Origin of the sequence: Flavobacterium zhairuonense (genome assembly GCF_004352915.1) — a bacterium.
GTDB classification, from domain to species: Bacteria; Bacteroidota; Bacteroidia; order Flavobacteriales; family Flavobacteriaceae; genus Flavobacterium; species Flavobacterium zhairuonense.
On the sequence record NZ_SJSY01000067.1, the window covers coordinates 114,279 to 134,849 of the forward strand.

21 protein-coding genes are annotated in these 20,571 nt (G+C 33.3%); 11 read left to right on the plus strand and 10 right to left on the minus strand.

What is annotated here, in order from left to right:
• Positions 1–23: 23 nt before the first annotated feature.
• The gene (locus EYY60_RS05385; RefSeq protein ID WP_132988367.1) at positions 24–860 is read left to right on the plus strand and encodes an aminotransferase class IV; all 837 of its coding nucleotides are present in this window, start codon (positions 24–26) and stop codon (positions 858–860) included.
• Here EYY60_RS05385 and EYY60_RS05390 read toward each other — a convergent pair.
• From EYY60_RS05390 to EYY60_RS05420, 7 genes are all read right to left on the minus strand, one after another.
• Complete coding sequence (locus EYY60_RS05390) at positions 857–1,417, minus strand: YqgE/AlgH family protein (RefSeq protein ID WP_026727618.1); 561 nt, start codon at positions 1,415–1,417, stop codon at positions 857–859. The two genes, EYY60_RS05385 and EYY60_RS05390, sit on opposite strands and share 4 nt — an antisense overlap.
• A 128-nt stretch (positions 1,418–1,545) precedes the next feature.
• Complete coding sequence (locus EYY60_RS05395) at positions 1,546–1,818, minus strand: HU family DNA-binding protein (RefSeq protein ID WP_132988368.1); 273 nt, start codon at positions 1,816–1,818, stop codon at positions 1,546–1,548.
• Positions 1,819–1,998: 180 nt separating this feature from the next.
• On the minus strand, positions 1,999–2,946 hold the full coding sequence (fmt, locus tag EYY60_RS05400) for a methionyl-tRNA formyltransferase (protein ID WP_132988369.1): 948 nt from the start codon (positions 2,944–2,946) through the stop codon (positions 1,999–2,001).
• On the minus strand, positions 2,946–4,841 hold the full coding sequence (locus tag EYY60_RS05405; RefSeq protein ID WP_132988370.1) for a RecQ family ATP-dependent DNA helicase: 1,896 nt from the start codon (positions 4,839–4,841) through the stop codon (positions 2,946–2,948). Before EYY60_RS05405 ends, fmt begins: the two co-directional genes overlap by 1 nt.
• Positions 4,842–4,905: 64 nt before the next feature.
• Entirely contained in the window at positions 4,906–5,439 is a 534-nt protein-coding gene (locus tag EYY60_RS05410) for an AAA family ATPase (protein ID WP_132988371.1), read from the minus strand.
• Positions 5,440–5,640: 201 nt separating this feature from the next.
• Positions 5,641–6,231, minus strand: coding sequence for a hypothetical protein (locus tag EYY60_RS05415; protein WP_132988372.1), 591 nt, complete (start codon positions 6,229–6,231; stop codon positions 5,641–5,643).
• A gap of 19 nt (positions 6,232–6,250) precedes the next feature.
• Complete coding sequence (locus tag EYY60_RS05420; protein WP_132988373.1) at positions 6,251–7,165, minus strand: alpha/beta hydrolase fold domain-containing protein; 915 nt, start codon at positions 7,163–7,165, stop codon at positions 6,251–6,253.
• Positions 7,166–7,419: 254 nt separating this feature from the next.
• Here EYY60_RS05420 and EYY60_RS05425 point away from each other — a divergent pair, with 254 nt between their 5' ends.
• The 4 genes from EYY60_RS05425 (at position 7,420) to EYY60_RS05440 (ending at position 10,823) form a co-directional block, all read left to right on the plus strand.
• Entirely contained in the window at positions 7,420–7,716 is a 297-nt protein-coding gene (locus EYY60_RS05425; RefSeq protein ID WP_035649758.1) for a DUF493 family protein, read from the plus strand.
• A 4-nt stretch (positions 7,717–7,720) separates the two neighbouring features.
• A complete protein-coding gene (locus EYY60_RS05430) occupies positions 7,721–8,440 on the plus strand; it encodes a DUF4290 domain-containing protein (protein ID WP_132988374.1) in 720 nt (239 codons plus the stop codon).
• 102 nt (positions 8,441–8,542) lie between these two features.
• Entirely contained in the window at positions 8,543–9,856 is a 1,314-nt protein-coding gene (gene murA / locus EYY60_RS05435; RefSeq protein ID WP_026727609.1) for a UDP-N-acetylglucosamine 1-carboxyvinyltransferase, read from the plus strand.
• A gap of 88 nt (positions 9,857–9,944) precedes the next feature.
• The gene (locus EYY60_RS05440; protein ID WP_132988375.1) at positions 9,945–10,823 is read left to right on the plus strand and encodes a cation diffusion facilitator family transporter; all 879 of its coding nucleotides are present in this window, start codon (positions 9,945–9,947) and stop codon (positions 10,821–10,823) included.
• A gap of 231 nt (positions 10,824–11,054) precedes the next feature.
• Here EYY60_RS05440 and EYY60_RS05445 read toward each other — a convergent pair whose 3' ends face one another.
• The 3 genes from EYY60_RS05445 to EYY60_RS05455 form a co-directional block, all read right to left on the minus strand.
• Positions 11,055–13,544 (minus strand): DUF5686 and carboxypeptidase regulatory-like domain-containing protein, encoded by a 2,490-nt coding sequence (locus EYY60_RS05445; protein WP_132988376.1) that lies wholly within the window; start codon positions 13,542–13,544, stop codon positions 11,055–11,057.
• A gap of 231 nt (positions 13,545–13,775) precedes the next feature.
• On the minus strand, positions 13,776–14,189 hold the full coding sequence (gene aroQ, locus EYY60_RS05450; protein ID WP_109190429.1) for a type II 3-dehydroquinate dehydratase: 414 nt from the start codon (positions 14,187–14,189) through the stop codon (positions 13,776–13,778).
• Positions 14,190–14,325: 136 nt separating this feature from the next.
• A complete protein-coding gene (locus EYY60_RS05455) occupies positions 14,326–14,886 on the minus strand; it encodes a porin family protein (RefSeq protein ID WP_132988377.1) in 561 nt (186 codons plus the stop codon).
• Positions 14,887–15,157: 271 nt separating this feature from the next.
• Between EYY60_RS05455 and EYY60_RS05460 the strand changes: the two genes are divergently transcribed.
• The 6 genes from EYY60_RS05460 to EYY60_RS05485 all read left to right on the plus strand — a co-directional run bounded on the left by EYY60_RS05460 (position 15,158) and on the right by EYY60_RS05485 (position 20,506).
• Positions 15,158–15,667 carry a hypothetical protein gene (locus tag EYY60_RS05460; protein WP_132988378.1) on the plus strand — a complete coding sequence of 170 codons (510 nt, stop codon included), beginning with the start codon at positions 15,158–15,160 and terminating at the stop codon, positions 15,665–15,667.
• 153 nt (positions 15,668–15,820) lie between these two features.
• Positions 15,821–16,402: a porin family protein gene (locus EYY60_RS05465; protein WP_132988379.1), complete on the plus strand. Its 582-nt coding sequence runs from the start codon at positions 15,821–15,823 to the stop codon at positions 16,400–16,402.
• A gap of 187 nt (positions 16,403–16,589) precedes the next feature.
• Positions 16,590–17,147 (plus strand): porin family protein, encoded by a 558-nt coding sequence (locus EYY60_RS05470; protein WP_132988380.1) that lies wholly within the window; start codon positions 16,590–16,592, stop codon positions 17,145–17,147.
• Positions 17,148–17,238: 91 nt separating this feature from the next.
• Positions 17,239–17,865 carry a porin family protein gene (locus EYY60_RS05475; RefSeq protein WP_132988381.1) on the plus strand — a complete coding sequence of 209 codons (627 nt, stop codon included), beginning with the start codon at positions 17,239–17,241 and terminating at the stop codon, positions 17,863–17,865.
• Positions 17,866–17,946: 81 nt separating this feature from the next.
• Positions 17,947–18,843: a site-specific tyrosine recombinase XerD gene (gene xerD, locus EYY60_RS05480; protein WP_132988382.1), complete on the plus strand. Its 897-nt coding sequence runs from the start codon at positions 17,947–17,949 to the stop codon at positions 18,841–18,843.
• Positions 18,844–18,985: 142 nt separating this feature from the next.
• Positions 18,986–20,506 carry a PAS domain-containing sensor histidine kinase gene (locus EYY60_RS05485; protein WP_132988383.1) on the plus strand — a complete coding sequence of 507 codons (1,521 nt, stop codon included), beginning with the start codon at positions 18,986–18,988 and terminating at the stop codon, positions 20,504–20,506.
• The last annotated feature ends 65 nt before the right edge of the window (positions 20,507–20,571 follow it).

Consider the following 20,571-nt stretch of genomic DNA (forward strand, 5'->3'; position numbering starts at 1 on the left):
TGAACAAAATTCAGGGTTTTTTTATGATCAATTTTAACGGAAACATAGCGCAGGAAGAAAATATACTAACTCAAAATCGTGCTTTTTTATATGGAGACGGCGTTTTTGAAACAGTAAAGATTTTAAACAATAAAATTTTATTTCTGGAAGATCATTATTTTCGATTAATGGCTTCAATGCGTGTGGTTAGGATGGAGATTCCTATGGATTTTACGATGGAATATTTTGAAGAGCAAGTTTTGAAATTAGTGCAACAAAAAAATATTTCCGCTTCAGCAAGAGCACGAATTACTGTTTTTAGAAACGATGGCGGATTGTATTTGCCTCAAACTAATAATGTTTCGTACTTAATTAACGCGACATCACTTGAAAACAGCTCTTACGTTTTAAATACAAGTGCATACGAGGTTGATTTGTATAAAGATTTCTTTGTGGCCAAACAATTATTATCGTCGATTAAAACGACTAATAAGATGGTAAATGTTACGGGAAGCATTTTTGCGCACGAAAATGGCCTTGCAAACTGTTTGCTGATAAATGATGCTAAAAATGTGATTGAAGGCTTACAAGGCAACTTATTTATGCTTACAGGCAAGAAATTAGTGACGCCTCCTGTTTCTGAAGGTTGTTTGAATGGTATTATGCGCAAACAGATTTTAGCTTTGGCCAAAAAAGTTGAAGGCATAGAAGTGTCTGAAGAAATAATTTCACCGTTTGATCTTCAAAAAGCGGATGAATTATTCTTGACAAATGTAATCACGGGCATACAGCCGATTACTAAGTATCGAAAAAAAGAGTTTACAAGCAGTCTGGCTCATTTATTAGTACAGAAGCTAAATGAATCCATATCTGAAAATTAATTCAGATACGGATTTTCAGGTGCATTTGACCAAATAAGATAATCACCTCCCAGCTCAATTATTTGTTCTTTCCAAAAATGAGTGGTGGATTTCCCGATAATTTTGTTCTTGTAATTATTATCGGCGATGATCCAGGAGTTTCCCTGCATTTCATTTTCAAGCTGATTTTCATCCCAGCCAGTATAACCTAAGAAAAAGCGAATGTTATTTTTGCTAATAGATCCGTCGTTTATTAAGTCTTTCGTGGATTCAAAATCACCACCCCAATAAATTCCATTAGAAATCTCGACACTATTCGGGATCAGTTCAGGAATATTGTGAATGAAATATAGATTGTCCTGCTCTACAGGGCCTCCATTGTATATTTTAAAGTTGGCATCAATCTCAGGTATCAGGTCATTAATAGTGTATTTCAAGGGTTTATTAATGATGAATCCTATTGATCCTTCTTTGTTATGGTCTGCTAATAAAATTACCGATCTGTTAAAAGATAAATCTCCAATTATTGAAGGCTCGGCAATAAGCAGGTGTCCTTTTTTTAATTTTTCTGAAATCATACGGCTACAATTTTTATTAAATTTAATCATAAAAAAATTAAAATCCCAAATAAAATCGTTAAACCGCACAAAAAAACCCTCCATGAGGAGGGTTTTGATTATATTATAAGTTTAGAGAACTTTCTTACTTAGTTCACTGCACCTTCTAATTCAGCACCAGCTTTGAATTTTACTACATTTTTAGCAGCAATTTTGATAGTTTTTCCTGTTTGAGGATTTCTACCATCTCTTGCAGCTCTAGATGATACTGACCAAGATCCAAAACCTACTAAAGAAATTCTTCCACCTTTTTTCAAAGTAGCACCTACATTTCCTAAAAATGACTCTAAAGCTAATTTTGCCGCAGCTTTTGTGATTCCTGCATCAGCAGCGATAGCATCGATTAATTCTGATTTGTTCATAATAATTAGTTATTAATTGTTGGTTAAAAAAAATTGTTAATACACAAATTTAGTAGGAAATCCGTTGCGTGCAAGTGTTTTCTTTAATTTTAGCAATAATTGTTAATAACTTGCTTTTTTTGTTCATAAAGCAGGTTGTTCATCGATCAAAATCAGGTAGAAACCCCTGTTTTACTGAGTTTAATACATCTTTGCATCATCAGAAAAAGTGATGCCGTTTAAGATTTCTACTGCTTGCATTCTCTTTTTTCCTGGAAATTGCAAGCTTAAAAGTTGAATAAAGCCATCTTTAACTGCAATTTTGATTTCTTTTTTGCTGCTAACCAGTTTTCCAGATTCGTACGAATGCGCTTCTGCTATAAGTTTCGCTTCGTATATTTTAATGTTTAATTCTTCATTTTTGTCTTTCAGAAAACACCAAGCTGAAGGATATGGACTTAAACCGCGAATCAAATCATTGATTTCTTGACCTGATTTTGTCCAATCGATTTTGCAATTTTCTTTGTTTAGTTTATAGGCGGTTTTGATCTCGTCGTTATCTTCTTGAATTGTAGTGGTTACTTTTCCCGATTCAATAACTTTTAAAGTGTCGATTACAGTTGTGCTGCCAAGATTCATTAATCTGTCGTGAAGTTGTCCGGCATTTTCGGTCGGTTCAATTGCAATTTCCGAATTTAAGATCATCGCGCCCGTATCGATTTTGTCATCAATAAAGAATGTCGTAACGCCCGTTTTGGTTTCGCCATTAATAATGGCCCAGTTAATTGGTGCCGCACCACGGTAATTTGGCAATAAAGAAGCATGCAGATTAAAAGTTCCTAAACTTGGCATTTCCCAAACTACTTTTGGCAACATTCTAAAGGCAACTACAATTTGAAGATTTGCATTTAAAGCTTTTAATTCGGATAAAAAACTTTCATCTTTTAAATTGGTTGGCTGTAATAAAGTAAGATTGTTTTCAAGCGCATACTCTTTTACAGCCGAATATTTAATTTTTTGTCCACGTCCTGCTGGTTTGTCTGCCGCAGTAATAACGCCAACAACTTCGTAATTGTTTTTGATAATGGTGTCCAAAATGCCGACGGCAAACTCTGGAGTTCCCATAAATATAATTCGTAATTTTTCCATTATGTTTTTAAAGTGTATTTGTTGTTTGCTAATACGATGATATGGTTGTTTTCTAGAAGTTCTTGAATGACTTCTATAACATCATTAGCATCTAGCTTGATTTGATTTTGAATTTCGCGCGAAGTTAAGGCAGTTGCTTTTAATAAGTGAAGAATTTTATCAGCAATCGAATCGGCCTCTGTGATTTTTCCTTTTTGAGTAATGCAATAAGAACAAACGCCGCAATTCTCATTTGTTTCTTCTCCAAAATAATCCAAAACCAATCTGTTCTTGCAAGTTTTGTCTTCCTTAATATAATAGAGTACAGATGAAAGCTGATCGCGTTTCAGTTTGTTTTGCTTTTCAAGATATTTTGAAACTCGGTTTATCGTTAAATCATCTTCTCTAACTTCATTAAATAGGATTGTTGCATCGTTGTTTTTTGATTTATATTCGATGATTTCCTTTTCTTTTAGTTTCTCTAAAAGTGCGGTAACCTGTTCTTCGGTGTGATTTGATTTTTTTGCAATTAGCGAAAGATTCAGTGGTGTTTTCATTTCATGAATTCCCGGATAGGTTCTTAAAATCGCCAAAATGATTTCTTCGTCATTCGGATTCAGACTCATGTATCGAATAACTTCTTTTGATTCGATCAAAAACTGCATTGTTACTTTTTCTGAAAATTCTTGAGACATCGTAATAATTCCCTGCTGATTCAAAAACTGTAGAGCATTGTACGTTTTTAAAGTAGGGAAGTCGTATTTATTGCAAAAATGATTCATTTTAAAAGAATACGAATCATCCAAGCCTTCGCCATAAGCAATCTGAAAATAATTGCACAATTTGATGTACATGGTTTTCAGAAACTTTTTGTCTGGCAAAATGTTTATGAATTGTTGCTCGGTTTGTGTCGCATCTGAATTATTATAAAGCAATACCGAAAATGCTTTTTCGCCGTTTCGTCCCGCTCTTCCAGATTCTTGATAATAGTTTTCCAGATTTTCTGGCAATTGCGTATGAATAACGGTTTTTACATTGTCTTTATCGATTCCCATTCCAAATGCATTTGTAGCCACAATAACTTGTGCTTGTTCGGACATCCACAATTGCATGTTTTTGTCTTTTTCCTGAGCCGAAAGGCCGCCGTGATAATATGTGGCTCGAAAACCTAAAGATTGCAATTGTGTTGAAATGTTCAAACACGATTTTCTATTGCGTACATATATAATGGAAGGTTGTGGATTTTTCTTTAGAATCTGCTCTACGCGATACAATTTGTCTTCGACTTCAAATACCATGTACGCGATATTTTTTCGCTCAAAAGACTGCTGAAAAAGTTGGGTATCTTTTAATCCCAATTCGGTTTTGATATCTTCTACAACTCTTGGAGTCGCAGTTGCAGTCAAAGCCAAAAACGGAATTTTTGGAAAGAATTTTTTTAGTTCGGAGATTTTTAAATAAGCTGGCCTAAAATCGTGTCCCCATTGCGAAACACAATGCGCTTCATCGATGGCAATTAAATTGATAGGAAGATTTTTGATGCGTTCTAAAATCCAATCCGATTGTAAACGCTCTGGCGAAAGATATAAGAATTTATAATTCCCGAATTGGCAATTATCTAAAAGATCAATGATTTCTTCGGTATGAATTCCTCCTGTAAGTGCAATGGCTTTAATGTCTCTTTTTTGCAAATTCGCTACTTGATCTTTCATCAAAGCAATCAAAGGCGAAATTACCAAGCAAATTCCCTCACGCATCATCGCCGGAACCTGAAAACAAATTGATTTTCCGCCACCAGTTGGCAAAAGCGCAAAAGTATCCTGACCCTCTAAAACCGAATCAATAATTTCTTTTTGCAAAGGTCGGAAACTTTGATGTTTCCAGTATTTTAAAAGAATTTCTTGTGCTTCCTGCATGGCCAAAGTGTTAAAGTTAAAAATTTAGAAATCAGTTTCTAGTTTTGCAACTTTAAACCCGCCACTAAATTTTATCTAAGATATAAAGAATTCTGTTTTCAACCGTATCTTTTGGAACTTCGATCAAATTGTAACCGTACTTTTTATAGGTTTCAATAAGATGATTTTGAATTTCCACTGCCTGTTCAAAATTTTCATAACGCTCTGTGTCGCTCTGATAAATTTCTTCCCAAGGCGGTAAAATAAAAGTTTTAGAATATTTGTAATCCTCACAAGCTTTCGTGAAATGCTCTGGATATTCATCGCCAATATAATCCATATAAGCCACAACATCAGGAATTCCTCGGTCAATAAAAACTACATTATCAGGTTCTTGATTAGCATTTTTAAACTGCTGAATACGACCTTCCAACAACATTTCGCTGAACAATAAAGGCTGTTCCAAAAACAATTGCTCGATGCCTCTTTTTTGGGCTTCGAGAGTAACTTCTCTAGAAATTTCAGGGTAACAGCAGTAGCCACGAGCTACTAATTCGTTTATCAGCGTAGATTTTCCTGTACCAGGACCGCCAAGGAGAACTATGATTTCTTTTTGCACTATTCTAAAAATAAAGGGCAAATTTACCTAAACTTATTCATAATTAAAAAGAATATTTGTCTGAAGCGAAAAATTTGGCATTTTCAGCCGACATGGGTTCCTGCTGTCCGCTTCAATCTTTTGCTTTTTAAAGAAAAAAGCAAAAGGATTTCCACTTCCATCAGGGCTAGAGGATAGGCATGGTTTTGTTTTTGGATTAATTTAAAGTCCTTTAATTTTTGTTCTAAAATAACCTTTCCCAAAATGTTGAATTCGGTTGTTTTTATGATCTGTTTCAATTGATTTAAATTCAATGTTTCCATATAAACTATCTCCAACTTTATAGTTTTGTTTGTCTAGTATTAATTTTTGATAAATGAGATTGTAAGTAGATTTGGTTTCATCTTCATAAACAACATCGTCGTATGAATAAGCCTCAGTATAGAATTTGTCATTTTTGAGTTTTATTATAAAACCACTGCCGGAATAACCTCCAACATAGCCAATATCTATTTTTAAAGTGTCCGAAAGAAGGAAGTTAGCCTCACAATTATAATATTTTGAATATTTATCGTTGAGATTTATTCTTTCACCATAATAGTAAGATACTCCGCTTGATTTTTTTGTAACTGTAGTGTTTTTGCTAAAGTGATTTGGAATATCATTTTGTTTGTCTAATTCCTTGTAGATTTTGTTTCTACTAATTTTATTGTCAATGGTTGCTTTATCCCATTTTTCAATAGTTGCAGGTTTTTTACAACTAAAAGTTAGAGCTATGATAATTACAAAAAAGTGTTTTTTTAGGTAATTCATGTTTTTGAATTAGAATTATTTACTCACAAAACAAATATTTCCCAGAATCCTTACCTTTTTTATTAGAAGCAATAATCAAATGCGATTGGAATCTTTTTCCTTTTAAAACATCATTCACAAAATCTAGCACATATTGTTTTCCGTCATGAAAAAGATAGCCGGAAAATTCATGTCCGCCTCCACAAAAAGTAATCAGTTCAACATCTTTATGCAAATCATTCATTTGATTGTAAACGGCATAAGATCCAAAAAGAATCAGCCAACCTGAAGCATTTGTTGGGCAAGAACGATGTGAGCCCGCAGCATACGGAACGGTTTCATCGCTGTTTCCGTGCGCCAATAACATCGGAATTGCTTTTTCTTTCGTAATCAAATTAATGTCCTGAATCGCTCCCGAACCTCCAATTAGACCTTTGTATTTGAAGTTTTCAGGAAGATTGTTTTTGTAAAGATTCATCAATTTATAATCCCAGAAAGTTGCGTGGTAACTAATTTCGGCTCCAGCACTAATTCCAGAAATAAAGATTTTTGAAGTATCGAGATTGTATTTGTCGGCATTTTCAATTAAAAAGCCCGTTGCTTGCCACATGTCACTAACGCCAATTTGAATCGCTTTTATCTTTTCGGTCAAAGTTCCTTTGCAACCAAAATCTTTTCCTTTCATATACAAACTATACGAAATGCTTGCAACCGCATAACCATTTTGTGCCATGAACATTGCAAATTCTTTTTCGCTGGTACGTTCTCCTCCAGAAAATCCGCCACCAAAAGCAAACATAATTAATGGAATTTTTTCGTTAGTTTTTTTCTTTGGCAGATATAAATCTAAATCCAGTTTTAAGGTGTCGTTTTGGAAATAAGTTAAGGTTTTAACTTCTTGTGCTTGGATGTTGTTGGCTATAAGCGTGATAAAAAGTAAAAGAATATTTTTCATTGTAATGTTTTTTTAATCTCGCAAAGACGCAGAGTCGCAAAGAAGTTTAAAAACTTTGCGTCTTCGCGACTTTGCGAGTAAATTTTGTAGTAATGCAATCTCAAATATAAGCGTAAAATTTACAATGAAATAATCTTCTAAATCTTTTTTCTCTGCACCTTTGTAACTTTGTAACTTTGAACCTTTTTTCGAAAGAAAAAATATAAAAAATCTAAATTCAAAAAGCGTATATTTGCGTTTATTTTTAATTACGAATGGAGAACGATAAAGAAAAAAATACAGCCGAATTTTACGAAAGATTAAAATTAGAGCTTGACAATGCAAATACTTGGCCAGCAGAATATTTGTACAAATTCATTGTGCCTTCTGTTGCAGATAATGTGGAGCGTGTCGAAAAGGCTTTTGATAGAATGGGAGCGGTTATTAAAACAACAAAATCAAAAACAGGTAAGTTTACCAGCGTTTCTGTAGATGTTACTATGCACAGCTCAGACGATGTGATTAGTAAATACAAGGAAGTTTCTACCATAGAAGGTATAGTTTCATTATAAACTTATGATCGAAAAATATAAAAGAGAAGCCGCAAGCGATGTTGTCTATAATTTAGAATATAATTCTGAAAGACAACGATTAATAATTCCCGAATATGGTCGTCATTTACAAAAATTGATCGATCAGGCTACCGCTATTGAAGATGATGAAACGCGCAATAAAGCTGCGAAATACATCATTCAGGTTATGGGAAGCTTAAATCCGCATTTGCGTGATGTACCCGATTTTCAGCATAAATTATGGGATCAGCTTTTTATTATGTCTGATTTTAAATTGAATGTTGAGTCGCCATATCCAATTCCGTCAAGAGATGTTTTGCAGTTAAAACCTGAAACTTTGCAATATCCGCAGAACTTTCCAAAATACAGATTTTATGGAAACAACATCAAATATATGATTGATGTAGCCAATAAATGGGAAGAAGGCGAAATGAAAAATGCTCTTGTGATGGTTATTGCAAATCACATGAAAAAATCTTTCTTGAGTTGGAATAAAGACACTGTAAAAGACGATGTGATTTTTGAACATTTGTACGAACTATCAGGAGGAAAAATCAATTTGTTGCACAGCACAGAAGAGCTTTTGAATACAACAGATTTAATGCGTACCAACAAGCGTGTGTCAAACAAAACAGCTTCTGGAGGGCAGGCAAAAATACAGAACAACAAAAACAATAAAGGAAGTAAACAGAAAAACTTTCAAAAAAACAATAATCAAAAATAGAAAAGCTACTAAGATGCTAAGCTACTAAGACACTAAGTTTTTTTTACTTAGAATCTTAGAATCTCAGAAACTTAGAAACTTTGAAGAACCTAAAAAGAATCTATGGGAATTTTTAAAATCGAAGGAGGAACTCCTTTAAAAGGAGAAATCACTCCGCAAGGAGCAAAAAATGAGGCATTACAAATTTTATGTGCCGTGCTTCTAACAGGAGAGAAAGTAAAAATTAATAACATTCCTGATATTATAGACATCAATAAATTAATCACTTTGTTGGGTAATTTAGGGGTGAAAATTCAACGCAATGAACCAGGTTCAATCACTTTTCAGGCTGATGAGGTTAATGTTGGATATTTAGAAACAGAAGCTTTCAAAAAAGAAGGTGGAGCGCTTCGTGGTTCTATTATGATTGTTGGACCGCTTTTGGCCCGTTTCGGAAAAGGATATATTCCAAAACCAGGAGGTGATAAAATTGGTCGTCGTAGATTAGATACGCACTTTGAAGGTTTCATCAACCTTGGAGCAAAATTCAGATATAACAGAGAAGATCACTTTTACGGAGTAGAAACTCCTGAAGAAGGTCTTAAAGGAACAGATATGCTTTTGGATGAGGCTTCTGTAACTGGAACTGCAAACATTGTAATGGCTGCCGTTTTAGCAAAAGGAACAACTACAGTTTATAACGCAGCTTGTGAGCCATACTTACAACAATTGTGTAAAATGCTGAACTCTATGGGAGCTAAGATTACAGGAGTTGGCTCTAACTTATTGACTATTGAAGGTGTTGAAAGTCTTGGTGGATGTGAGCATAGAATTCTTCCTGATATGATCGAAATCGGTTCTTGGATTGGTCTTGCGGCTATGACAAAAAGCGAAATCACTATCAAAAATGTAAGCTGGGAAAACTTAGGTTTGATTCCGAATACGTTTAGAAAGCTTGGAATTACGGTTGAGAAACGCAATGATGATATTTATATTCCTGCTCACAAAGATGGATATGAAGTAAAAACGGATATCGATGGTTCTATCTTAACAATTGCTGATGCGCCATGGCCAGGATTTACACCTGATTTATTAAGCATCGTTTTAGTTGTGGCAACACAAGCAAAAGGAGATGTTTTAATTCACCAAAAAATGTTCGAAAGCCGTTTATTCTTCGTGGATAAATTAATTGACATGGGAGCAAAAATTATGTTATGTGATCCCCACAGAGCTGTAGTTATGGGACATAATTTTGAATCTCAATTGAAAGCAACTACAATGTCTTCTCCTGATATTCGTGCAGGGATTTCATTGTTGATCGCTGCGCTTTCTGCAAAAGGAACAAGTACAATTCAAAATATTGAGCAAATCGACCGTGGATATGAGCGTATCGACGAGCGTTTAAGAGCAATTGGCGCAAAAATCGTAAGAGCATAAAAAAGTTATAGCCACGAATTACACGAATCGTATTTTTTTTCAAAATTAAATTCGTGTAATTCGAGGCGAAAAAAATAAAAGTCGTTAAATGACAAACGAACAAAAAGCTGTAAAAGCTACTATATTTAGTATAGCTGGAAATACCTGCTTAGCCTTGATAAAAGGTTTAGCAGGTTTTTTTGGCAATTCATACGCCTTAATTGCTGATGCAATTGAGTCAACGACGGATATATTTTCATCTTTTTTGGTGTTGTTCGGAATCAAATATTCGAATAAACCGGCAGATGAAAACCATCCTTACGGTCACGGCCGTGCAGAACCTTTGATTACCTTTTTGGTTGTTGGGTTTTTAATTACTTCAGCAACGATTATTGGTTATGAAAGCATTTCCAATATTGGGACTTCACATGATTTGCCAAAATCTTGGACATTATATGTACTTGGCGCAATAATTATCTGGAAAGAATATTCTTTTCGATTGGTAATGAAAAGAAGCAGGCAGACAAATAGTTCGTCTTTAGCGGCCGATGCTTGGCACCATCGAAGCGATGCAATTACTTCTGTTGCAGCTTTCATCGGAATTTCGATTGCGCTTATAATGGGAAAAGGTTATGAATCTGCAGATGATTGGGCGGCACTTTTTGCAGCATTTTTTATTTTGTACAACAGTTATAAAATTTTCAGACCTGCGCTAGGCGAAATCATGGACGAAAATCTTCATGAAGACTTAGTCGAAGAAATTCGTGTAAAAGCCCTATTGGTTCCGGGAATCCTTGGAACGGAAAAATGTTTTATTCGTAAAGCCGGAATGCGTTATCACGTAGATCTACATGCCATTGTTTCTGCAAAAATTTCAGTAAAAGAAGGGCACGATCTTTCGCATAAACTTCAAGATACTTTAAAAGAGGAAATTCCAGAATTAGGAAATGTTTTGATTCATATTGAACCAGATGATTATCACTCTTAAAGAGGCTAAGATTCTGAGGTACTAAGATACTAAGTTTTCTCTTTTAGAGCGAATATGAATTTTGTCAAGCTGAGCGAAGTCGAAGCTTACTAAAAAAGAATCAAATTTTAAAAATATAAAATCCGCTTATTTGCTGTTTAATTCATAGAGAATTGGCAAATAAGCGGATTTTTTTTCGAATCTACAGGAAGGAAAAAACTTAGGATCTTAGTGTCTTAGCAACTTAGAATCTTAATCTAACACATTCAAAATCTTCAATCCAAATACGACGCCATTCTGCTGTACGCCACCTTGATAAGAATGAACATAATCAACTCGGAATAATTTGAATTTTCCAAAACCAAGATTGTCTAGACCAACTGTGAATTCAGAATATGGTTTTCGGTCTGGAATTGCCAAAGTGTGAAATCCGATATTCATAGTTGATTTTAAAAGATTGATGAGCGGAATTTTATTAGTTACAAATCCCATGTCGTTGTGCTCCAAATGCATTTCGAAATAACTGTCATTTGTTGAATTTGAATAATACGGCATTAGATTGAAAACATTCAAGTAACGATCTGTAGTGCCAATGTGAGTCTGATTTCCGTTGAAATGTCTATAATCCATAAAAGCGATGTTTTCAGCATTATAGAATTTTCCTGCTCTAAAATTTGTACCTAGAATTCCTTTGTTTCCTAACGATAAATCATATTGGACAGAAGCGCCAATTCGCTCAAATTCATATTTTTTCTCGCTGGCAGCAAAGGCTTTTTCAAAAACTAAATATACGGTTGGGTATTTCTCGTTTTTGACATTAAACCTTTCATTTGGTCTGGAAATATATTTGTTCCCAAAATTAATTCTCGCACTCAAAGCAGTTTTAAATAAATGATGCTGATCAAAGGCTGGTGTCGTGAAATCATTTGGCGCCAGCGGATTATTGGACGAATAAATATCATCTTGCTTAAAGAAAGAATAATCGGTTGTGTTGAAAAGTGGTTTTCGTTGTTCGTAAGCAATTTTTGCGTTGAGGTTTATTCCGTTTGCAACATCTTGACCGTAATTGACTTGGGCAAATTCCAAATTATACAATTTCATATAATTGTCTTTAAAAAATAAAGAACTTATCGAATTGACAAATTTTGTAATAGGTTCTGCATTATTGAATTGTGCTGTTTTTGTTCCTCCAGAAACATAAATCGAAGCGTAATTTATGGTATTGAATCGATGGCTGAATTCACCTATTACGCGCAAACGATCGTCTGAAAAGCCGTAATTGAAAGTCGTGCTTATAGAAGTGCTTTTCCCTTTTTCTTCATTCCATTTTCTAAATGAAAAACCAGAATCTAAATTGAAGCCTTGAACCGTATTGAAACTTAAAGAACTTATGTTTAATAATCCTTTGTAATTAAAGGAATAGCTTTTAAATGTATTCTTATAATCATAACCCATTAAGACATCCCAAACTTTAAATTTATTGTTTTTTGCGTCAATGGAATCAGTGTATTTTTGAGATTTTCTAATCGTTAGTAGGCTATCTTTTTTAGTATAATCATTGCTTTCTTCAAGAGTTAAAGGAATTGGACGAATCGAATTCCAGAAAGCATCGTCTTTTTTATTAGCAAGTGGTTCGAAAGCTACAATTTCATTTCCAAAAGTTTTCTTTTCGAAAGAAGCTGGGAATTCATAATTGGAATACACATAATTAAATGTTCCGGAGAATTTAATCCCAAAAACACCAGCATTAAAGGAAAGTGATTGCGCATTTTTTGACCATATTTTGTTCGCCGAATTATAGCTGAAGCTTTGTTTCAAGTTCATTACTTCAGTAAATTCATTTTTCATACGATACCCTTTGATGTCTAAATCAATTGCATAAATAGCAAAACTATCGTCTATAATATAAATGTAGCCTTCAAAAACGGGTTCTTTGTCTCGTTTTGGAGTAACTTTTATTTTGTTGATTTGATGGTTGTTATCGTCAAAAAAAGTACCTTCAAGTTTGTATTTATAATAGCTGAAAGCATTATCGGCAATCGGAGAAATGAGTTTGATGTCAAAATCTAAAGTATTGTCATAAAAGTCATAAGTTGATAATGCAGCCGTGTTGTAGCTATATCCTCGATTGTTTCCGGAGATTTTCGAAGCGATTATTTTCTCTTTTAATTTGTCGGGTTTCTCAAAAGAGATTTTTGATACGGTTTCAGATAAATATAAAATTCCTGTTCCAGTTGAATCTAAATTTGAAGCCATATCTTCGCCAAGATCTACTTTTTGTCCTAAGATTTTTTTGGGCAAATCTTTTACTTTGAACATTCCTTTCGAATAAAAATCGGCTGTGTAGCGTCCTGTTTTATCTGAATTGTCTTTTTTGTTTGCAATCGCGCTTTTTATAATAGCATCTGCTGGGTTATTTTTAGGATCAATGACTACTTCATTTAATGCAAAACTTTCTTCAAACATTTTGACATCAAGAGTGATCGTTTTTGAGTCTGAGGCAACAGCAAGTTTTTGCGTTTTAAAGCCTAGATATTGAAAAATGATTTTGTTTTTACCGGGCTCTTTTACATTTAACTGATATCTTCCTTGTTCGTTTGAAGTTGTTCCAACATAAGTGTTTTCTTCAAAAACTGATACAAATGGTAGCGGATTTCCTTTTTCATCAGTTATGGTTCCTTTGATTTGGGCAAAGGCAGAAAATGAAAAAAATAAAAGGGCAGATAAAATAAAGTTCTTCATGTAAGTGGTTTATCTTACAAAAATAGAATAACTTGAATCTGAGGATATTAATAATTTGTTAAATTGTGAAGATGTATTCGGGGCAAATTTGTTGTTTATAGAGTTGAAGTTCTAAAACATTAATATCTTTTTTTCTCGCAGATTTAGCAAATTGTGTAGATTCTTTTTTGATTTTTTTGCACTGTAGTAAGATGTTCTTGATTTGCAAAATCTGCGAGAATAAATAAAATTTTATAAAAACGATTGAATTGCTAATTCGTAGCTTTTTAATCCAAAACCTAAAATAACGCCTTTTGCATTTCCAGATAAATACGATTGATGTCTGAAACTTTCACGGGCATAAGTGTTTGAAATATGAACTTCTATTACAGGAGTTGTAACCGCTTTCATTGCATCGCCCAAGCCTATAGAAGTATGCGTATAGGCACCGGCGTTCAGAATAATTCCATCAAATGAAAATCCAACTTCCTGAATTTTGCCAATCAATTCGCCTTCAATGTTGCTTTGATAATAGGAAAGTTCAATGTTAGGGAATTTTTCTTTCAACGTTTCAAAATAATCTTCAAAAGTTTGGCTTCCATAAACTTCTGGTTCTCTTTTTCCTAAAAGATTTAAATTGGGTCCGTTGATAATGCAGATTTTCATGTTTAAGTTATTTATGTTGAGGTATTACATTTTGATATTTGCCATTGAATTCTGGCATTGCCATTGCATTCTGTAAAAATAAAAAAACCGTTCTAAATAAATAGAGCGGTTTTTATAAAAGTATGTGATATTATTTTTAAAACATGAATCCTGCTGAAAGCTGGAATACTGAGTTTTTAAGATCTGCATGAGTAGAAACTTCTGTCAGTCCTAAACCATATCTCGCCTGAACAAAAAGCCCTTCAGTGATTTTTAATCCAAGTCCGGCATTAACGGCAAAGTCAAAAGTTTTAGGATCTTGAACATCAAATTCTTTTTTATTGCTTAATAAAAATGAGGCTTGCGGACCAACTTCTAAGCTTAAAGATTTAGTCATATAGAATTTAGCCATCACTGGAATAGATAAATACCCAAGTTCATTTTTAAATTCGTCAACAGCATTTTTGTAAGTTGCCCCTTGTGTTGAATATAAAAGTTCTGGCTGGATTGAAAATTTTTCTAACAATTTTAATTCTGCTACTAAACCTGCATGATAGCTTGTCAAGCCTTCTTTGTCAACAGAAATCCCATCAAAACTAGCATCACCATGCTGATTAGCAAAGTTAACCCCAGCTTTTACCCCGATTTTTAATAATTGTGCGTGTATTGCAGTTGATGCTGCCAGGAACATTACAGCTGCTAAAAATAATTTCTTCATAAAAATGTCTTTTAAAAATTGGTATTTTATATGTTATCTACAATTCAAAACTACATTATTTAGAATTTATTGTTTTACATCTTAGATTAAAATATTATTAAAATTCTCACTTTTTAGAGGTTTTTCTCTTTGTGTTTGCCTTAAACATATGATTTTCAGTTAATTGTTTGTAATCCAATTCTGTCTTATTTTGTTGTTTTGTAATCTTATAAAGGAGTTTATTTAGTAAGTATATTTTTACTTTCGTGTATGTAATTAAAAAAAATATATTATGAAAAAACTTATTTTGGCTGCTATTGCAGTTTTGACATTCGGTTTTGCAAATGCACAAGAACAAACAGCAAAAGGAAAATGGTTAATTGAAACTAATACTTCTTTTGGAGCTACTCACGTTGGAAATACAGGCTTTCATTTGGAGTCTACAGATGGAGAGACAACTTGGGGAGCTGGTGCAGAAGGTGGATACTTTGTTGCAGATAATTTAGCGGTAAAAGCTGGTCTAGGTTATGAGGATTTTGGCCATAGTGCAAATGCTATTTCGTATAAAGTTGGAGCGAAATATTATTTATTAAATAAATTTCCTCTTGAGGCTTCTTATACAGGGATGAGCGTAAAAGGTTTAGATGAAAATCCTTCTTTTATTGGTCTACAAGGTGGATATGCGTGGTTTGTAGGTAAAAATGTTTCTGTTGAGCCAGGACTTCGTTATAATATTTCTTTAAATGATGATTATTATAAAAGTGTTTTCCAATTCAATATTGGATTTGCATTACATTTCTAAACAAAAAACATTTAGTTAGTTTTTGTTGGCCTTCCTTATCTTTGAGGAGGGCTTTTTTTTGAGTACTAATTTATTTGTTAAAAACCTAATTTGTTTTTAGTAGGGATAGTTTTATATTTGATTAATTTAAATTTTAACCCAAAACAAATTAGAATGAAAAAAATTATTTTATCTGCCATTGCATTAATGGCTTTTGCATTTAGTAATGCTCAGGAAACTAGGTTTGGAATAAAAGGAGGTCTTAACATTACAACTTTTGCAGGTGGAGATTATTGGGATGCCAAATCTTTAGTTGGCTATCAAATTGGAGGTTTTGCTGAGATTAAAATTATTGACAGATTATCAATCCAACCAGAGGTTTTGTTTTCTGCACAAGGAGCAAGAATTGAATTTGGAAACACTGATTCAGATATTAAATTAAATTATATCAATGTTCCGGTTTTAGCAAAATTTTATATCACAAAACAGTTTACTGCTGAAGCAGGTCCACAACTTGGATTTTTAGTTTCTGCTAAAAATGAAGGAGATGATGTAAAAGATAATTTTAAATCTGTTGATACAGGTTTTAACTTTGGAGTCGGTTACAATTTTACAGATAATTTCTCAGCTGGAATTCGCTATACAGTTGGTTTGTCAAATATTGCTGATTATGATGTTGACGATATTGATGAATACTACGACAGCCCAAAAAATAGTGTTTTTGCTTTGACTTTAGCTTATAGATTCAATAAATAAAAAAAAATACATTTTTAAAGCCTCCTTATATGGAGGCTTTTTTTTTTGCTCGCATATTATTGTTTTTTATTTTAATCAAATTTTTAAAAAAATCATCAAATAATTTTGTTTTTACGTTTTTCCGTAAGTTTTTTCATTATAGTGCTTCTATATTTGGCTCATTAATTTTAACCAAAAATAAATTGTAATGAAAAAAATTATTTTATCTGCAGTTGCAGTTATGGCATTTGGTTTTGCAAATGCACAAGATGTTAAATTTGGAGTAAAAGGAGGTTTGAACTTTGCTAATCTTGGCGGTGATTTAGATGGCGATGGCGTAACAAGCTTTCATGTTGGTGCTTTAGCTGAAATTAAACTAAGTGACAAATTCGCAGTGCAACCGGAGGTATTATTTTCTGGTCAAGGAGCAGATTTTAGTGAAGATGGTTTTGATTCTACATTGAAATTTTCTTATTTAAATATTCCAGTTATGGCAAAATATTATGTAATTGAAAAGTTAAGCATTGAGGCTGGACCTCAAATTGGATTTTTGTTATCTGCAAAAAACGAGGATGAGGATGTTAAAGACTCTTTTAAAAGTGTAGATTTTGGAGTTAATTTCGGAGCAGGATACGACTTTACAGAGCACTTTTTTGCTGGAGTACGTTACAATGTAGGTTTGTCAAATATTGCTGATGTTCCAGACGAGGCAGATTTCAAAACGAATAACGGTGTTTTCTCTGTATCTGTAGGATATAAATTCTAATAAAATAAAAAGAAAACAAATTAGCCTTTCGTTTTAAATAACGGAAGGCTTTTTTTGAAAAAAAATAATCAAAAAACAAAGAAATCAAAAAATGAAAAAAATTATTTTATCTGCATTTGCAGTTATGGCATTTGGATTTGCGAATGCACAAGATGTTAAATTTGGAGTAAAAGGAGGTTTTAATCTTTCTAACTTTTCTGGTGATACTGAAGGCGTAGATTTGAAATCTAAAGCAGGATTCCATGTAGGGGGGGTTGCAGAAATTAAGTTATCAGATAAATTCGCAATCCAACCAGAGCTTTTGTATTCGACTCAAGGTCCAAAGGCAGTAAATCAAGTGGGAGAAGATGAAAACGGGATAACTTATACAGGTGATGTCTGCTTTAATTTATCTTATATAAATGTTCCGGTAATGTTTAAATATTATGTTGCGGAAAAGTTTAATATCGAAGCAGGTCCGCAAATCGGTTTTTTAACTTCGGCTAAAATGAAAACAACAATTGATGGTTTTAATGGTTCAAATGAAATGGATGTTAAGGATATTTTTGAGTCGATTGATTTTGGCTTAAACTTAGGTGCAGGGTATGATTTTACTGATCATTTTTCTGCAGGTGTAAGATATAATTTAGGATTGGCAAACATTGCAAAAACAGAAGATGGTGATGATTCAAAACTTCACAACGGTGTTTTTTCATTATCTGTTGGATATAAATTCTAATTTTAGAAAATCTCATATTTTAAAACCTTCCTAAATTTTAGGAAGGTTTTTTTATTTCTAAAAAGTATTTACTTTGTAATTATGAATTGGAACCGATATATAAAAGATTATCAATCGTATTTGCGAATTGAAAGAGGCTTGTCTAAAAATACAATAGAAAACTATGGCTTTGATATAGAGCGATTATGCCTTTTTTTAGAGCAAAATAAAATTGAGGTTTCGCCGGTGAAAATTTCAGATGAAACTTTGCAACAGTTTATTTATTCGGTAGCAAAAGAAGTTAATCCGCGTTCACAGGCCAGAATAATTTCGGGGTTGAAAAGCTTTTTTAATTATTTGATTTTCGAAGATTATAGGAATGATAATCCTCTGGAATTAATAGAAGGTCCAAAAACAGGAAGAAAATTGCCAGATACTTTATCGGTTGAAGAAATTGATGCCTTAATTGCTGCAATTGATTTGAGTTCCAATGAAGGAGAACGAAATAGAGCAATTTTAGAAACTTTATACGGGTGTGGTCTTCGAGTTTCAGAATTGGTTACGCTTAAAATATCGGATCTCTATTTTGATGAAGGTTTTATAAAAATTACTGGAAAAGGAAATAAAGAACGCTTTGTCCCGATTGGGAAACTGACTAAAAAATATATTGAGATTTATAAAGATGAAGTGCGTCCTGATTTGAATATTAAAAAAGGTCATGAGGATACACTATTTTTAAACCGAAGAGGAAATCAGCTTACACGTGCGATGATTTTTACAATCATAAAGGACTTGGCAGTAAAAGTTGGTTTGCATAAAAATATCAGTCCGCATACATTGCGTCATTCTTTTGCAACGCATCTTTTAGAAAATGGTGCCGACTTAAGATCTATTCAATTAATGTTGGGTCATGAATCGATTACCACAACCGAAATTTATGTGCATTTGGACCGAAGTTTCTTGAAAGAAGTAATGCATACTTTTCATCCCAGAAAGTGATTTTTTTGCTTTAAAGTTAATTTTTATTTCAAAAATTAATATATTGTATGATAATTTCTACTAAAAGCAAATAAAATCGACGAACTGCACGTTTCTTGATTTGAGAGGCAAAAATAACTCGATTTTGCATAAATGTTATTATATGGTTTTTGATTTATATGGAAATGAAGATTGCCTGGAAGTAAATAATTTTTATAAAAAATTATTGGCTGAAATGCCCGATTTGCTTTTTCAATTTGTAATCGATAACAATAATAATTATTCTTTCCCGCTTGTCAGCAAATCAGCTGATGATATTTTCGAAATTTCTGCTAAAGAATTTACGAACGATATTAAATTTATAATCTACGATAGAATATTTCCGCAGGATCGAGATTTGTTTTTTCAGTCTTTAGTTAAAGCGCGAAAAGAAGTTAAACCTTGGGAAGTTGAATTTAGAGCAGTTTTACCAAAGAAAGGCCTTCGCTGGTTTAAAGTGGCTTCAAAAACTGAATTGTCTTCAGATGGAAAAGTGAGTTTCTTTGGACATGTTTCTGATATCACAGATTTAAAAGATAAAGAAGAAAGACTTCGTATTTCTGAAGAAAGATTTCAGTTTGCCTTAGACGCCTCTACGGCTGGAATTTGGGATTGGGATATGGTGACCAACCAAGTTTTTTATTCTTCGCTTTCTCTTAAAATATTAGAATTGGAATCAACGGATATTTTTGATGATCCAGAACGTTGGGACAAAATTGTTCATCCAGATGATCTTCCGAAATATTACTCCGATATTCACGAGCATTTTGACAACAAGATTCCGTATTATGAAAATTACCATCGTGTAATGACATCAAGTGGTAATTATAAATGGATTCTTGATCGCGGAAAAGTTATAAAACGTGATGAAAATGGTAAGCCATTGCGAGTAATTGGGACACATACCGATGTTTCTCAGCAAAAAGAAAAAGAGCTTGAGCTGTTAAAAACAATGAAATTATACAGCGATCAAAATAGCCGATTATTGAATTTTTCGCATATCGTTTCGCATAATCTAAATACACAGGCAGGAAACATAAAATCGATCTTGGATTTTATTGATGCTGATGTTGACAAGCAGACCGTAAGCGAAATGCTGGTGCATTTGAGAACGGTTTCAAATGATTTGAATGATACCATTTCGAATTTGACGCAAATAGTAAAAACCCAAAGCAACATCAATATTGCGGTTGTGCCGCTGAAATTGTGTGAATATATTGAAAAGACTATTGCAGCAATTAAAGGTTACGACAAACGCAAAAATGTGACGATTGTAAATAATGTTCCAAACTACTTGACCATTAATTTTAATCCGGCATATCTGGAAAGTGTTTTGTTGAATTTTACCACAAATGCAATCAAATATGCACATCCGGATCGTGATCCTCTGATTGTTTTTGATTTTGCAATTGAGCCAGAAGGACATAAGTCATTAAAAATAACAGATAACGGCCTAGGAATCGATTTGGCGGTTCACGGGGATCTTTTATTCGGAATGTATAAAACGTTCCATAAGCATGAAGATGCACGCGGAATTGGCTTGTATATTACCCGAAATCAAATCGAAGCAATGAAGGGAACTATTTGTGTTGAAAGTAAGGTAGGAGTTGGTACAAGTTTTAAAATTATATTTGGCGATTTGTAATTTCGTTTTTCGAATAAGATCATAAAAACAAAAACGGCTATCTGAAAAGATAGCCGTTTTTGTTT